At 73.3% G+C, this 14,496-nt stretch carries 18 protein-coding genes and 1 tRNA gene; 8 read left to right on the top strand and 11 right to left on the bottom strand.

The window, feature by feature from the left end; all coding sequences use genetic code 11:
* Window positions 1-6 precede the first annotated feature (6 nt).
* The gene (locus GH723_RS12030; RefSeq protein ID WP_153759871.1) at window positions 7-789 is read right to left on the bottom strand and encodes a TIGR01458 family HAD-type hydrolase; all 783 of its coding nucleotides are present in this window, start codon (window positions 787-789) and stop codon (window positions 7-9) included.
* Between the two features lie 18 nt (window positions 790-807).
* On the opposite strand from GH723_RS12030, the gene murI reads away from it, so the two are divergent.
* A complete protein-coding gene (gene murI, locus GH723_RS12025; protein ID WP_153759870.1) occupies window positions 808-1,611 on the top strand; it encodes a glutamate racemase in 804 nt (267 codons plus the stop codon).
* Here murI and GH723_RS12020 read toward each other — a convergent pair.
* On the bottom strand, window positions 1,608-2,174 hold the full coding sequence (locus GH723_RS12020; RefSeq protein ID WP_153759869.1) for an isochorismatase family protein: 567 nt from the start codon (window positions 2,172-2,174) through the stop codon (window positions 1,608-1,610). The genes murI and GH723_RS12020 overlap by 4 nt on opposite strands.
* An 83-nt stretch (window positions 2,175-2,257) precedes the next feature.
* Here GH723_RS12020 and rph point away from each other — a divergent pair, with 83 nt between their 5' ends.
* The 3 genes from rph to GH723_RS12005 are packed head-to-tail and all read left to right on the top strand — an operon-like array spanning window position 2,258 to window position 4,109.
* Complete coding sequence (gene rph, locus GH723_RS12015; RefSeq protein WP_153759868.1) at window positions 2,258-3,010, top strand: ribonuclease PH; 753 nt, start codon at window positions 2,258-2,260, stop codon at window positions 3,008-3,010.
* Entirely contained in the window at window positions 3,007-3,612 is a 606-nt protein-coding gene (rdgB, locus tag GH723_RS12010; protein WP_153759867.1) for an RdgB/HAM1 family non-canonical purine NTP pyrophosphatase, read from the top strand. Before rph ends, rdgB begins: the two co-directional genes overlap by 4 nt.
* Window positions 3,609-4,109 carry an inorganic diphosphatase gene (locus GH723_RS12005; protein WP_153759866.1) on the top strand — a complete coding sequence of 167 codons (501 nt, stop codon included), beginning with the start codon at window positions 3,609-3,611 and terminating at the stop codon, window positions 4,107-4,109. The genes rdgB and GH723_RS12005 overlap by 4 nt, the downstream gene beginning before the upstream one ends.
* A 6-nt stretch (window positions 4,110-4,115) precedes the next feature.
* On the opposite strand, the gene mscL is transcribed toward GH723_RS12005, so the two are convergent.
* Both mscL and GH723_RS11995 read right to left on the bottom strand, forming a co-directional pair.
* Window positions 4,116-4,529, bottom strand: a complete 414-nt coding sequence (gene mscL / locus GH723_RS12000; protein ID WP_153759865.1) for a large conductance mechanosensitive channel protein MscL — start codon at window positions 4,527-4,529, stop codon at window positions 4,116-4,118.
* A gap of 44 nt (window positions 4,530-4,573) precedes the next feature.
* Window positions 4,574-5,578 carry an alanine racemase gene (locus tag GH723_RS11995; protein ID WP_229022807.1) on the bottom strand — a complete coding sequence of 335 codons (1,005 nt, stop codon included), beginning with the start codon at window positions 5,576-5,578 and terminating at the stop codon, window positions 4,574-4,576.
* Between the two features lie 97 nt (window positions 5,579-5,675).
* Here GH723_RS11995 and GH723_RS11990 point away from each other — a divergent pair, with 97 nt between their 5' ends.
* Window positions 5,676-7,193 (top strand): MFS transporter, encoded by a 1,518-nt coding sequence (locus tag GH723_RS11990; RefSeq protein WP_195210270.1) that lies wholly within the window; start codon window positions 5,676-5,678, stop codon window positions 7,191-7,193.
* Here GH723_RS11990 and GH723_RS11985 read toward each other — a convergent pair.
* The 5 genes from GH723_RS11985 to GH723_RS11965 form a co-directional block, all read right to left on the bottom strand.
* Window positions 7,190-7,933 carry an HAD family hydrolase gene (locus GH723_RS11985; RefSeq protein ID WP_153759862.1) on the bottom strand — a complete coding sequence of 248 codons (744 nt, stop codon included), beginning with the start codon at window positions 7,931-7,933 and terminating at the stop codon, window positions 7,190-7,192. The genes GH723_RS11990 and GH723_RS11985 overlap by 4 nt on opposite strands.
* The gene (locus GH723_RS11980) at window positions 7,923-8,450 is read right to left on the bottom strand and encodes a hypothetical protein (RefSeq protein ID WP_229022806.1); all 528 of its coding nucleotides are present in this window, start codon (window positions 8,448-8,450) and stop codon (window positions 7,923-7,925) included. The genes GH723_RS11985 and GH723_RS11980 overlap by 11 nt, the downstream gene beginning before the upstream one ends.
* A gap of 39 nt (window positions 8,451-8,489) precedes the next feature.
* Window positions 8,490-8,831 (bottom strand): hypothetical protein, encoded by a 342-nt coding sequence (locus tag GH723_RS11975; protein ID WP_153759860.1) that lies wholly within the window; start codon window positions 8,829-8,831, stop codon window positions 8,490-8,492.
* A 960-nt stretch (window positions 8,832-9,791) separates the two neighbouring features.
* The gene (locus GH723_RS11970; RefSeq protein WP_153759859.1) at window positions 9,792-9,983 is read right to left on the bottom strand and encodes a hypothetical protein; all 192 of its coding nucleotides are present in this window, start codon (window positions 9,981-9,983) and stop codon (window positions 9,792-9,794) included.
* Between the two features lie 222 nt (window positions 9,984-10,205).
* Window positions 10,206-10,290 (bottom strand) — tRNA-Leu (locus GH723_RS11965).
* Between the two features lie 84 nt (window positions 10,291-10,374).
* On the opposite strand from GH723_RS11965, the gene GH723_RS11960 reads away from it, so the two are divergent.
* Entirely contained in the window at window positions 10,375-11,001 is a 627-nt protein-coding gene (locus GH723_RS11960) for an ATP-dependent Clp protease proteolytic subunit (protein WP_153759858.1), read from the top strand.
* A 16-nt stretch (window positions 11,002-11,017) separates the two neighbouring features.
* Here GH723_RS11960 and GH723_RS11955 read toward each other — a convergent pair whose 3' ends face one another.
* Both GH723_RS11955 and rpe read right to left on the bottom strand, forming a co-directional pair.
* Entirely contained in the window at window positions 11,018-11,440 is a 423-nt protein-coding gene (locus GH723_RS11955) for a hypothetical protein (protein ID WP_153759857.1), read from the bottom strand.
* Window positions 11,437-12,135, bottom strand: coding sequence for a ribulose-phosphate 3-epimerase (gene rpe, locus GH723_RS11950; RefSeq protein WP_153759856.1), 699 nt, complete (start codon window positions 12,133-12,135; stop codon window positions 11,437-11,439). Before rpe ends, GH723_RS11955 begins: the two co-directional genes overlap by 4 nt.
* Before the next feature lie 24 nt (window positions 12,136-12,159).
* On the opposite strand from rpe, the gene GH723_RS11945 reads away from it, so the two are divergent.
* On the top strand, window positions 12,160-13,365 hold the full coding sequence (locus GH723_RS11945; RefSeq protein ID WP_153759855.1) for a class I SAM-dependent RNA methyltransferase: 1,206 nt from the start codon (window positions 12,160-12,162) through the stop codon (window positions 13,363-13,365).
* A gap of 61 nt (window positions 13,366-13,426) precedes the next feature.
* A complete protein-coding gene (locus tag GH723_RS11940; RefSeq protein WP_153759854.1) occupies window positions 13,427-14,479 on the top strand; it encodes a phosphotransferase family protein in 1,053 nt (350 codons plus the stop codon).
* Window positions 14,480-14,496: the final 17 nt, after the last annotated feature.

The raw sequence follows: 14,496 nt of genomic DNA, 5'->3' as shown, positions 1-14,496 counted from the left end.
GCGACGCTAGCGGGCGGCGAGCAGCGCCTGGAGATCCCCGAGGGAGTCGATCACGGCGTCGGGCCGGCGTTCGAGCCCGTCGAGGTGGCCGGGCTCGAACTTGCCGGTGCGCACGAGCACGCCGCGCATGCCGGCGTCCTGCGCGGCGAGGACGTCGTTGTGCACGTCGTCGCCGACCATCGTGATCGTGCTCGGCGCCAGCCCGAGGTCGCGGGCGGCGGCGGCGAAGAACTCGGCGGACGGCTTGCCGATGACGGTGGCCTCGACGTCGGCGGCCTCCTCGAGAGCCCCCACGAAGCCGCCGCTGTCGAGCTGGAGGCCTTCGATCGTCCGCCACGTGAGGTTGCGGTGCATGGCGACGAGCGAGGCCCCGTCGTGGAGCGCGGCGAAGGCCCGGTTGAACGCCTCGTAGGTGAAGGACGGGCCCGCCCCGCCCACGACGACCACGTCGACCTGGCCGGTGTCGACCAGCTGCACGCCAATGAGGTCCGCGCGCAGATCGCCCTCGTTGAGGAGGAGGCAACGGGCGCCGGGGTGGTGCTCCCGCAGGTACGAGGCGGTGGCGGCCGGGGCGCTCAGGATCTCGTCGGACCGGACCGGCATCCCGACCGCCGTGAGGGTGGCCGCGATCTCGTCGCGGGTCCGGGTGGTGGTGTTGGTCGCGAAGCGCAGCGGCACCTCGGCGTCACGTAGGCCGGCGAGCGCCTCGACGGCCCCGGGGAGGGGGCGCCAGGACATCACCAGGACACCATCGATGTCGATGAGCAGGCCGCGTGCCTCGTCGTCCATGCTGCCTAGTCTTCGCGGGTGGACGGTCGCCCAATCGGGATGTTCGACAGCGGGTTCGGCGGCCTCACCGTCGCCCGCGCCGTCATCGACCTGCTGCCCGCCGAGGACCTCGTCTACATCGGCGACACCGGCCGGTACCCGTACGGGTCGAAGCCGCTCGACGAGGTCCGTCGCTACGCCGAGCAGATCACCCGCCACCTCGTCGACCGCTGCGAGGTGAAGATGGTCGTCGTCGCCTGCAACACCGCGGCTGCGGCCGCGCTCGACGAGCTGCGGGACCTGGTCGACGTGCCGGTGGTCGGCGTGATCGAGCCCGGGGTCCGATCGCTCGTGCGGACGACGACGACCGGCCGGGTCGGTGTGATCGCCACGACCGGCACCGTCGGGTCCGGTGCCTACCAGCTGGCGATCGAGGCGACCGGCGCCGAGGTCGTGCCGGCGATCGCCGCGTGCCCGGGCTTCGTCGAGTTCGTGGAGCGGGGCGAGACCGACTCCGAGCAGGTGCGCATCCTCGCCGAGCGGCTGCTCGCACCGATCCGGGAGGCCGAGGTGGACGCGCTGCTGCTCGGCTGCACGCACTACCCCTTCCTGGCCCGGGCCATCTCCGACGCCGTCGGGTGGGACGTCACGCTCGTGTCCTCGGCCGACGAGACGGGGTTCGAGATCCGCCGGCTGCTCGACGGCGGCGCGCTGGCCGCGCCGGAGCGGCGTCGGTCGGGCGTCCACCGGTTCTTCTCGACCGGCGACGTCGAGTGGTTCCGCCAGCTCGGCCGCCAGCTGCTCGGCCCGGAGATGGTGTCGGTGGAGGCGCTCGAGCTCTAGGCGGTCGCCGGGGCGTCGAGGGCGACGTCCGCGGCGGAGGCGACCGTGGCTCGGCGGCCGGGCGCGCTCTGGAAGTTCCAGTAGAGGTTGGCGTGGGCGATCACCTGGTCGGGCGGCGGAGCTCCGTAGGCGGTGAGGTCCTCGGTGGTGTGGGCGTCGGCGACGAGCGTGACGTCGTAGCCCCGCACGAACGCCCCGTGGATCGTCGACCGGACGCAGGCGTCGGTCTGCGCGCCGGTGACGACGAGGTGGCCCACGCCCCGGGCGGCGAGCTGCGCCTCGAGGTCGGTCGCCTCGAAGGAGTCGCCGTACTGCTTCTCGATGCGCGCCTCGCCGTCGGCGGGGACGAGGTCGGGCACGATCTGCCAGGCGTCCGAGCCCCGCTCGAGCTCCTCGTCGTCGTGCTGCACCCACACGACGGGCACGTCAGCGGCGCGGGCGCGCTCCACCAGCGTGCGGATGTTGGCGACGACGCCGTCGCGGTCATGGGCCCCTGCCACCACGCCGTTCTGCACGTCGACGACGACGAGTGCGGTTCCCGTCCGATCCGAGAGGGTCGACATGGGTCCTCCTCCTTGCGCAGCTGCGAGCGGCGTCACCCTACGACCGCGAGGAGGGCGTCGCCCACGGTTCTACGATCGGCGCCGTGACCACCCCAGATGCCAGCCGCCGCGCCGACGGGCGCACCCCCGACGAGCTCCGCCCAATCACGTTCCAGCGGGACTTCACGACGATGGCCGCCGGGTCGGTCCTCGTCTCGTTCGGCCAGACCCGGGTGCTCTGCACCGCGTCGGTCGACGAGGACGTGCCCCGCTGGATGAAGGGATCCGGGAAGGGGTGGGTCACCGCCGAGTACTCGATGCTGCCCGGGGCGAGCCCCGAGCGCATCCGCCGCGAGGTGAAGGACGGCAAGCCGTCGGGCCGCACCCAGGAGATCCAGCGGCTCATCGGCCGGGCGCTGCGGGCCGTCACCGACATGGAGGCGCTCGGCGAGCGGCAGATCCTCCTCGACTGCGACGTGCTCCAGGCCGACGGGGGCACGCGCACGGCCTCGATCTGCGGCGCGTGGGTCGCGCTGCACGACGCGTGCAGCCGCCTCGTCGCCACCGGCCGTCTGGCCGCCAACCCGATCACCGACGCCTGCGCCGCGATCTCGGTCGGCATCATCGACGGCCAGCCCCGGCTCGACCTGCCCTACGAGGAGGACTCCCGGGCCGAGGTCGACATGAACGTCGTCATGACCGGTGCGGGCGGCTTCGTCGAGGTGCAGGGCACGGCCGAGGGCGCGCCGTACTCCCGTGCCGAGCTCGACGCCCTCCTCGGCCTGGCCGAGGGTGGGATCGCGACGATCGTCGGCATGCAGCGCGAGGTGGTCGCCGCCGCGCCGGACCCCCGATGACCGACCGGGTCGTGCTCGCCACGGCCAACCCGGGGAAGGCCGCGGAGATCGCCGCCGTGCTCGCGGGCACCGTCGAGGTCGAGCCGCGACCCGACCACGTCCCCGACGTGGTGGAGGACGCCGACACGCTCGAGGGCAACGCCCGACTGAAGGCCGTCGCCATCTGCGACGCCACGGGCCAGCCGGCGCTGGCGGACGACACCGGGCTCGAGGTCGACGCGCTCGACGGCGCCCCCGGTGTGCGCAGCGCCCGCTTCGCCGGACCGGAGGAGGATCCGGTGGCCAACCGCCGCCAGCTGCTCGCCGAGCTCGACCGCCTCGGCGCCACCGAGGGAGACCAGCGGCGGGCCCGGTTCCGCACCGTGCTCGTCCTCCGCCGACCCGACGGCACCGAGGTGATCGCCGACGGCGCCGTCGAGGGCACCATCGCCTCGGAGCTGCGCGGCGGCGCTGGCTTCGGCTACGACCCGCTGTTCGTCCCCGACGACGGCGACGGCCGCACCTTCGCCGAGATGTCCGCCGACGAGAAGAACGCCATCTCCCACCGCGGCCGCGCCCTCCGGGCCCTGGCCGATCGACTCAGCGAAACCGAGGCGTCATGACCGACTCCGACTCCATCGAGGCCATCATCGAGATCCCGCAGGGGTCCCGGAACAAGTACGAGATCGACCACGAGACCGGTGCGGTCTGGCTCGACCGGCACCTGTTCACCGCCATGCGGTACCCGGCCGACTACGGGTTCGTCCCCGACACCCTCGCCGAGGACGGCGACCCGCTCGACGTGCTCGTCATCCTCGAGGAGCCGACGTTCCCGGGCGTCCACATCAAGGCCCGGCCGATCGGGGTCTTCTGGATGCGCGACGAGGCGGGACCGGACGCCAAGATCCTCTCGGTGCCTCACGGCGACGAGCGCTACGACGAGATCCAGGACCTCGACGACATCCGACCGCACCTGCTGTCGGAGATCGGCCACTTCTTCGAGGTCTACAAGGCCCTCGAGCCCCACAAGCACACCGCGGTGCGGGACTGGGAGGGCGTCGAGGCCGCCTGGCGGGAGATCGAGGACTCCCGGCGTCGGTTCGCCGACGCCGGGCACTGACCTCGGTCAGATCACCGGCGGGGCGCCGCCCTGCTGGGCCGCGAGGAGGTCGCGGATCTCGGCGAGCAGGACCTGCTCCGGCGTCGGCGCGGGCTCTTCCTCGACCGGGGTCTCGCCGCGCATGCGCATCGTCTGCATGCGGTTGATCGCCTTGACCACGAGGAACACCGCCCAGGCGATGATGAGGAAGCTGATGAGCGCGGTGAGGAACGCGCCGTAGCGGATCTGGCCGTCGCCGATGTCGATCGTGAGCGCCGAGAAGTCGGGCTGGCCGCCGAGGGCGGCGATGATCTGCATGAGGATGTCGTCGACGAACGAGGTGACGACGGCGCCGAACGCCGCGGCGAGCACGACGGCCACCGCCAGGTCGACCACGTTGCCGCGGTTGATGAACTCCTTGAACTCCTTGAGCCAGCTCATCGGTCCCTCCTGGGTCGCCGGGTCGGAGGTCGCAAGCTACCCCGTCACCAGTGGCGCAGGTCGACCGGCCACTCGTCGACGACGTCGTCCCCCCGCGCGACCGTGAACCGCTCGTGTCGGGCGACGGTCGGGTCGACGTGCGCGGGGACGACGCGGACGAGGTCGCCGACCGCGGGCAGGTCGGTGTCGCCCGACGGCGCGAACGTCACGTGCTCGTCGGAGCAGAACCACACCCGGTGCCCGTCGATGGTGGGGTTGCCGTGGTCCATGCCGAGCGACTTCAGGCCGACGTCGGCCACCGCGTAGCCCTGCGCCCGGTTGACCGAGATCACCCGGCCGAGCACGAACAGCGCCTGGCGGAACGGCAGGTCGAGCTGCCCGTAGGCGGTGTCCATGAGCAGGAACGACCCGGCCTGGATCTCGGTCGCCCACGTGTTGATGTCCCACGTGCCGGTGCCGCCGGCCGACACGACGTCGCCGCCGACGTCGGCGTGGGCCGCGAGGAGCAGCTCCATCGCGGCCTCGACGCCCGCGAGGCGCGCGGCGCGGTCCTCCAGCCCGACGACGTGGCCCTCGTAGCCCATCACCCCGCGGACCTCGAGCCTCGCCGCCCGGGCGAGATCGGCGATCCGCCCGGCGTCGCCCGGGTCGCAGCCGCAGCGGGGAAGACCGACGTTGACGTCGACGAGCACCTCGCGCACGCCGCCGTCGGCGGCGGCCCGGACGGTCTCCTCGGAGTCGACCGCGACCGTCACGCGGGCGCCGGCGTCGGCGACGGCACCGAGTCGGCGGGCGTCGAGCACCTCGTTGGCGAGCAGCAGATCCTCGCCGAGGCCCGCCGCGGCCATGCCCTCCACCTCCCGGATGGTGGCGCAGCAGAAGGTGGGGTGTCCCGCCGCGGCCACCCGGGCCGCCATCGCCGTGGACTTGAAGGCCTTCACGTGGGTGCGCAGCGCAGGTCCGGGGTGGCGGGCGCCCATCGCCGCCAGGTTCGCATCGAAGGTGTCGAGCTCGACGAGGAGGGCAGGGGTGCTCGGTCGGTCGGTCACGCCGAGCGACGCTACCGGGCATGATGGGGACGACGCCGCTGTGGGAGGACATCCGATCGAGACCGCACCGGTAGCGGAACCTCTGGGGCGGAAGGTGGTGGCGCGCATCCGGCGCGCCGTGGGGCCGGAGGCCATCGAGCGCCTCGCCTACACGACCTTCGGCAGCTCCGCCGCCGACGCCTTCGTCGCGGTGTCGCTCGCCGGGTCGCTGTTCTTCAACCTCTCGATCGACGCCGCCCGTCCGCGGATCATCCTCTACCTGGCGGTGACGATGGCTCCGTTCGCGGTGGTCGCGCCGCTCATCGGGCCGTTCGTCGATCGCATCAAGGGCGGGCACCGGGTGGTGATCGTCGCGGCCTGCGTGCTCCGCGCGGTGCTCTGCCTGACCCTCGCCTTCCACCTGCGCAGCCTGTTCCTGTACCCCCTGGCGTTCACGATCCTGGTCCTGAACAAGACCCATGCCGTGGCCAAGAGCGCCCTCGTGCCCCGCCTCATCACCGACCACGAGAAGCTGGTCGCCTCCAACGCCGCCCTGTCGCGCGTCGCCGCGGTGGCGGGCGCGGTCGGCGGTGTGACGGCGGCGAGCATCCTCGGGCTGTTCAGCGCCCCCGCGGTGCTGTGGGTGGGCGCGGCGGCCTACGGCGGTGCCACCGTCGCGGCGCTCACCATCCGCAAGGCGCCGCGGCCGTCGCTCACGCCCGGCCGGCGCTTCATCGAGGCGCAGGAGCTGCGGAACCCCACCCTCGTCCTCGGCCTGTCGTCGATGGCGCTCGTACGGGGGGCGGTCGGCTACTTCGCGTTCTTCGCCGCGTTCACCCTCAAGGCGGCGGGTGAGCCGACCTGGGTGTTCGGCGCCGTCGCCGCTGCCGGTGGCATCGGCGGCTTCGCGGCCACGTTCATCGGTCCGGCGTTGCGGCGGCTCCTCATCGAGGAGCACATCCTCGAGGTCACGCTCATCGCCCCGGCGGTCGTCGCGCTGCTCGTGCCGAAGGGCTTCGTCACCCCGAGCCTCCTCGTCGTCGCTCTCGTCCTCGGCATGGCCGCGAGCCTCGCCCGCCAGGGGTTCGACAGCCTCGTCCAGCGGGAGGCACCGGATGCCGAGCGTGGGCGCACCTTCGCCCGGTTCGAGGCCCGGCTCCAGCTCACCTGGGTCGTCGGTGCCCTCCTACCGGTGCTCGTGCGGCCGTCGAACGTCGTCGGCCTCTACCTGCTCGGTGGCGTGCTCGCCGTCGGCGCCGTGGCGTTCGGCACCGGTGCACGGGCCGCGGTCCGCCGCCGGTGGGGTCAGTGGAGCACCGTTCTGCCCGTCGACCGCCACGACGAGGAGGAGGACGTCCCCCTGCCCGCCCAGCTCGTCGCGACGGCCCGTTGGCTCGCCGACCGGGGCTCGGACCGACAGGCGATCGCGGTCGCGGCCGCGGCGCTCGACGCGGTCCGGCGCACCTGCGTCGCGGAGGATCCGCGCCTGACCGACGCCCTCCTCGAGATGGAGGGGATGGTCGTCGCCGCGGCGGCCCCGGAGGACCTCGGCGAGGGGGCGACGCTGCGGGCGATCGAGCTGGCCGCGGCGTGCGTCGAGCTGTGCTGCGAGGGTGGCCCGCCGCCGGCGTCCTAGGCGGAGGGCGCGGGTCGGTGTGCGGCGACCAGCGCCACGAGCTCGTCGAGCGACCGCACGTGGGCGTGGTCGTCGTCCGTGCACCGGCCGGTGGCGTCGTAGTGGACGCTGCCGAGGCCGGCGGCGCGGGCGCTGGCGACGTCGAACGCCACCGTGTCGCCGACGTGGACGGTCGCCGACCGCTCGCAGCCCAGGGCGGCGACGGCGTGGTCGAAGATCGCCGGGTCGGGCTTGCGGACGCCCACCACGTGGGAGTCGACGATGGCCGCGACCTCACCGGCCGGGCCCGGCCCCACCTGGCAGATCCCCATCTCGGCGAGGTGGCGGTGCACGGTGCCGTCGGAGTTGCTGACGACCACCACGCGCACGCCGAGCGCGTCGAGAGCGCCGACGACCTCGGTGGCGCCGGGGGCGACGATCCGCCACGGGGTGCCGCTGCGGGCGATCTCGTCGAGCTCGGCCGCCAGGGCGTCGGCGTCGTCCCCGTCGATGCCGAGCGCGTGGCCGAACGCCCGGTAGTAGGCGAGGCGCTCGTCGCCGAGGCCGTCGGTCACGTCGGTGCGTCCCCGGAAACGGGCGTCCTCCACCGCGACCGCCGCGTGGTGGGCGTGGAGCACCGTCGCCGGCGTGGCGGCGACGCCTCGACGCTCGAGGGGCTCCGCCACCGAGGGCAGAGCGAGCACGCCGCCGGCGTCGAGGCTGACCCCGGCGATCACCGACGGCAGCGAGTCAGGGGGCATCGACGGCGACGGTGCGCGGGGTGCCGTCCACCGTCCACTCGCCGGCACGGCGCTGGACGTCGATCTCGAAGACCGTGGTGGCCTCCGGGCCCTCGTAGCGATCGATCATGACCGTCGTGGACGTCGCCCCCTCGCCGACCGCCCCGAGCCCGATGAGCATGCCGTCGTTGCGCACGGGCGCCTCGTCGTCGTCGACGGCGACGGCCTCCTCGAGGCTGTCGATGAACCGGACCGAGGCCCACGGCTCGAGGGCGCCGACCACGCCGACCTGCACCTCGGCGCTCACCTCGACGTCGTCGCGGACCTCGAGGAAGAGGGTGATGGCGTCGGCGTCGTCGTCGGGACGGGCCCGGGCCTCGTCGACGACGGACTCGATGGCCGCGGCGTAGATCTCCACGAGCCGCTGGGTCGGGTCCTCCGCGGCGCCCTCGGGGCCGTCGTCGGTGCACCCCGCGAGGGTGGCGACGAGGACGACGACGGTCGTCAGGACCAGCGGGAGACGCGCGACGCGCCGCACGGCACCTCCAGATCGGCGCGAGCTCATGGCGGCCCGACCCTATCCGAGGTCCGTCGGCGCAGGCGGTCCGGTTAGCGTGCGGTCGATGCAGACGACGGTCGGCGCGCCGCCGGCGGGGGGACGGTGGTCGAACGACGCCGTGGTCGCGGCGATGCGGTGGCTGCCCCCGGTCGTCGCGGTGGCGGTGGCCGTCGTCGTCCTGGCCGCCGGGTGGCGGGGGGCGGACTGGCCGGCGCAGATCTTCCGCATCGAGATGTTCCGGCGTGACGGGTTCACCGTGTGGAACAACCACTGGTACGGCGGGCACCACACGATCGGGTACTCGCTGTTCATGCCCGCCCTCGGCGCCACCGTCGGCGCGGGGGTCGTCGGGATCGTCACGGCCGGCGTGTCGGCAGGCGCGCTCCGTGCCCTGCTCGAGCGGGTTCGACCCGATCCCCTCGGTGCGTGCCTCGGGGCGACCCTCTTCGCCGTCGCGCTGGGCGCGAACCTGGCGGTGGGACGCCTGCCGTTCCAGCTGGGTGCGGCGGTCGGGCTGCTGTCGCTGCTCGCCTGGGCCCACGGCCGCTTCCCGCTCGCGGTCCTCGCTGCGCTGGCCACCGGGCTGGCCAGCCCCGTCGCCGCGCTGTTCCTCGGCGTGGTCGCCGGCGGGCTCGCACTCGCGCAGTGGCAGCGGCCCGCCGACCTGCTGCGCGTGGAGGATGTGCGGGGTCGTGGCCCGCTCCTCGCCGTCGCGGCCATGGGTCCGGTGCTCGTACTCGCCGTCGTCTTCCCCTCCGGCGGCACGTTCCCGTTCGCGTGGGGTGGGGTCGTGGCGAGCATGGTGGCTCTCGCAGCGGTCGTGGTCCTCAGCCGCCCGACCGACCGGGCCGTGCGGTCCGTGGTGCTCGTCACCGCGGTGATGGTGGTGCTGGCGTTCCTCCTGCCGACGCCGGTCGGTGGAAACGCGGCCCGGCTGCCGATGTTCTTCGCGCTGCCCGTCGGCGTCGTGCTCGGCTGGCGCGACCGGACGGCGCTGACCGTGGTCGGCGTCGTGGCCGGGTTGGTCTGGGCGTGGGCGCCCGCGGACGACGCGGTGCGCCACGCCGCCTCGGATCCGACCGTCGACGCCGCCTACTTCGCCCCGATGATCGAGGCGATCAGGAGCGATGCCGGCGAACCGGTCCGCGTCGAGATCCCGTTCACCCGGCGCCACTGGGAGGCGGCGCACGTCGCTCCCGAGCTTCCGCTGGCCCGGGGGTGGGAGCGCCAGCTCGACCGGGACGTGAACCCGATCTTCTACGAGGAGGGCGGCCCGAGCGCGATGGAGCTCTTCGGGTGGCTCCGCGAGAACGGCGTGCGCTACGTGGCGCTGCCCGATGCCGAGATCGATCCCAGCGCCGCCGGCGAGGTCGCCCTCCTCGAGCAGGGCCAGCCGTTCCTCCGCCCGGTGTGGGAGAACGAGAACTGGCGGGTGTGGGAGGTCATCAACAGCGACACGCTGGTGAGCGGCCCGGCGGAGCTGGAGGAGATGACGGCCGATCGGCTGGTCATCCGGGTCCTCGAGCCGGGCGAGGTGGTCGTGCGGTTCCGCTACAGCCCGCACTGGTCGGTGGAGGGGTCGGCGTGCGTGCAGGAGGACCCCGACGACGGCTGGACGGTGATCGACGTCCCCGAGGCCGGGGTCATCGAGGTGGTGATGTCGCCCACGCCCCTCGCAGGGATCTCCGACGCCGTCGCCGACCCCTGCGAGGACGACGACGAGGCATCAGCGGTTGGTGCGGACGGGGGGACTCGAACCCCCATGCCTTTCGGCACCAGGACCTAAACCTGGCGCGTCTGCCAGTTTCGCCACGTCCGCGGGCGCTGTGACGCTAGCGGGGTGGGGACCGCTACCCTTCGACCGACCGCACGTCCCGGACACCGTGACAGAAGAGGGAGATCCATGGCCAACTCCGGTACCCCCGCAGCGCTGCCCGACGCGCTCGCGCCCGTCGCCGCCCAGGGGCCGGGGGGTTTCGACCCGTCGATGGACATCTTCAACCGTCTGCTGAAGTCGCGCATCGTCTACCTCGGCTCCGACGTGAACGACCAGGTCGCCAACCTCCTCACCGCCCAGATGCTGTTCCTCGAGGGTGAGGACCCGGAGTCCGACATCTGGCTCTACATCAACTCCCCGGGCGGTTCGGTCACCGCCGGCATGGCCATCTACGACACGATGCAGTTCATCGGCCCCAAGGTCGGCACGATCTGCATGGGGCTCGGTGCCTCGATGGGCCAGTTCCTCCTGTGCGCCGGCGAGCCGGGCATGCGCTTCGCCCTGCCCCACGCCCGCATCCTGATGCACCAGCCCCTCGGTGGCGTCCAGGGCCAGGCCACCGACATCGCCATCCAGGCCGAGCAGATGGCCTACACCAAGCGCCTGATGGCCGAGCGGATCGCCGAGCACACCGGCCAGTCCGTCGAGCAGATCACCAAGGACTCCGACCGCGACCGCTGGTTCACCGCGGAGGAGGCCCGGGACTACGGCATCATCGACCGCGTCATCACCCGACGCGGCGAGATCAGCTGACGCTCGTCCCAGTGGCTCAGGTGGCGGCGGTGAGGTCGATCCCGCACTCCGCCTCGGCGTAGGCCACGACGTCGCGCTGGGCGGCGTCGACCTCCGCCCTGCTCGGTCGGTCGATCGTCGCCGGCGCCTCGGTGGTGCCGCTGGTGCTCGTCGACGCGTCGAGCCGCGCCTCGGCCTCGACCAGCAGCGCCGTGGCCTCACGCACGAGGACGTCGACGTCGCCGTCGATCTCGTCCGGGCTCGACTCGGCCAGCGCCTCGAGGGCGTCGAGCGCGCGGGGCTCGGGCACCGGCTCACCGTCGGTGCGGGAGGGGAACAGCGGGCCGGCGGCGACGGTGGCCTCGGCTGCGTCGCAGAAGGCCTCGGTGGACGGTTCGTCCGAGCATCCGGCGACCAGCACGATGGCGGCCGCCACGAGGGCGGCGAGCCGACGGGTCATCCCTGGGCGACCGCCGCCTCGGCGCGGGCGCGCAGGTCGCTGACGGCGTGGCCGAGGCCCTCGGGGTCGCGGTAGAGCGCGCTGCCGGCGACGAGGACGTTGGCACCGGCGGACGCGGCGCCCCCGATGGTGCCGGGCCCGATGCCGCCGTCGACCTCGATGTCGACGTCGTAGCCGCCCTCGACGATCAGCCGGCGCAGCTCGGCCACCTTCGGCTCCATCGTGGCGATGTAGTCCTGGCCGCCGAAGCCGGGGTTGACCGTCATCACGAGCACCATGTCGACGAGGTCGAGCACGTGGCGGACAGCGTCGACCGGGGTGGACGGGTTGAGCGCCACGGCCGGGCTGGCATCCATGTCCCGGATGGCGCCGAGGGTGCGGTGCAGGTGGCGTGCGGTCTCGGCGTGGACGATGAGCATCCCGCAGCCGGCCTCGACGTAGCGGGCGGCGAGCAGGTCCGGGTCCTCGACCATCAGGTGGGCCTCGAAGGGCACCTCGACGTGGTCCCGGCAGGCGGCGATGACGTCGGGCCCGAAGGTGAGGTTGGGCACGAACACGCCGTCCATGACGTCCCACTGGATGCGGTCGACGCCCGCCTCCTCGAGCGCCCGGCACTCCTCGCCGAGCTTCGAGAAGTCGGCCGGGAGGACCGACGGGACGATCTGGATCGGGCGCGAGGGAGGCTGATCTGACACGGCGACACCCTACGCTGCGACACCGTGGCCGCTGACCCCATCGAGCTGCTCGTCGAGCGCACCGCCGTGGGCGGTGACGGGGTGGCGCGGGACGCCTCCGGGCGGGTCGTGTTCGTCGAGGGCGCGCTGCCGGGGGAGCGGGTCCTCGCCCGCATCCGCAGCGAGAAGGACCGGTTCGCGAAGGCGGTCGCCGTCGAGGTGCTCGACTCCGCACCGGCTCGCATCGTGCCGGTCTGCCCGCACGTGGGCGACGGCTGCGGCGGCTGCGCGCTCGCCCACGTCGCGGTCGATGCCCAGCGCGACCTGAAGGTCGGCATGGTCGTCGAGGCCCTCGAGCGGATCGGACGGCTGACCGACCCCGTCGTCGAGCCCGGCCCGTGGCTCGCTCCCACCGGCTTCCGCACCACGGTGCGCGCCGGCGTGCTCGACGGGCGCCCCGCCCTGCGGGCGCTGCACGGCCACGACCTGATCGCCCTCGACAGCTGCCGGGTCGCCCATCCACTCGTCGAGGAGGTGCTGGCCCACGGCCGGTTCCCCGGCGCTCGCGAGGTCACGGTGCGGGCCGGCGCGCGGACGGGGGAGCGGATCGCGCTGGTCGATCCGTCGGCCTCCGCGGACGTGGTCGCCCCGAGCGACGTCGTGGTCGTCGGCGCGGACGACCTGGCGTCGGGACGCCGGCTGTGGTTCCACGAGGAGGTGCACGGCGTGCGGTTGCGCGTCTCGGCCGAGTCGTTCTTCCAGAGCCGGGCGGACGGGGCCGAGGCGCTGGTCGACCTCGTCGCGACGGTGACGTCGGACGTGGCACCCGACGCCACGATGGCCGACCTGTACTGCGGTGTCGGCCTCTTCGCCGCCACCGTCGGTCGTGGACGCCGCACCGTCGCGGTCGAGCGCTCCCGCTCGTCCATCGCCGATGCCAAGGTGAACCTGCGGGACCAGGACGCGACCGTCGTCCGTGCGGGCGTGGAGCGGTGGCGGCCGTCGCCGGTCGCCCTGGTCGTCGCCGACCCGCCCCGCAACGGCCTCGCGAAGGGCGGGGTGCAGGTCGTCGCTGCGACCGGCGCCTCCCACCTCGCGCTCGTCAGCTGCGACGCCGGGTCGCTCGGGCGCGACGCCCGGCTGCTCACCGAGGCGGGGTGGCAGCACGAGGGGTCCACGCTCGTCGACCTCTTCCCCGACACGCCCCACGTCGAGGTCGTCAGCCGCTTCGTGCGCCGCCCGCCCACTTGACCGACCGGTCTGGTCCAACGGCTACCGTGCCGGGGACGCAGCCACCGACACGGGGGACGAGATGGACGGCATCGACGAGGGCAGGGTCACCGACTGGCTGACGGCGAACACGCCACCGATCGAGCCGCCGCTGACCTTCGAGCTCATCGCCGGTGGCCGATCCAACCTCACCTTCGAGGTCACCGACGCCACCGGCCGCCGCCTCGTGCTGCGCCGACCTCCGGTCAGCCACGTGCTCGCCTCGGCCCACGACATGGGGCGAGAGCACCGCATCATCTCCGCGCTGGCCGACTCGCCGGTGCCCGTCCCGACCGCCCTCGGGTTCTGCGACGACGTCGAGGTCAACGGCGCGCCGTTCTACGTCATGGACTTCGCCGACGGCCACATCGTCCGTGGCCTGGAGCAGGTCGAGGAGCTCTTCGACGTGGAGACCCGCCGCGCCGCGGGGTTCGACCTGGTCGACGTGATGGTGGCCCTGCACTCGCTCGACCCCGACCACGTCGGCCTCGGCGACCTGGGCAAGAAGGAGGACTACCTCGGCCGCCAGCTCAAGCGCTGGTGGGGCCAGTTCCAGGGTTCGCAGGACCAGGAGCGCGAGGCCGGCGTGTGGCGGGCCGCCGACGTCGTCGGTGAGGTCCACCGGATGCTCGTCGACCGCAAGCCCGAGCAGCAGGGCGCGGTGATCGCCCACGGCGACTACCGGCTCGACAACTGCATGTTCGACGACGACGGCCGGGTCATGGCCGTGCTCGACTGGGAGCTGTGCACCCTCGGCGACCCGCTCGCCGACATCGGCACCATGCTCATCTACTGGACCGACCGGGGCGAGACGCCCCGCATGGGGCTCGCGCCGGCGTCGACGGCCGAGGGCTTCCCGCTGCGGTCCGAGCTGGCCGCCCGCTACGCAGAGCGGTCCGGTCGCGACCTGTCCCAGCTCGACTACTACATGGCTTTCGGCCACTGGCGGCTCGCCTGCATCATGGAGGGCGTGTTCGTCCGCTACGCCACCGGCGCGATGGGCGGCGGGGACGAGGCGAAGCAGGCGGCCCAGGGCATGGGCGGCGAGGTCATCCGGCGGGCCCAGCTGGCGAAGGACCTGCTGGAGTCGATGTAGCGGGTGGCCGCCGGCGC

Source organism: Actinomarinicola tropica (assembly GCF_009650215.1).
GTDB lineage: Bacteria > Actinomycetota > Acidimicrobiia > Acidimicrobiales > SKKL01 > Actinomarinicola > Actinomarinicola tropica.
This window is presented reverse-complemented; position numbering and strand designations above follow the sequence as displayed.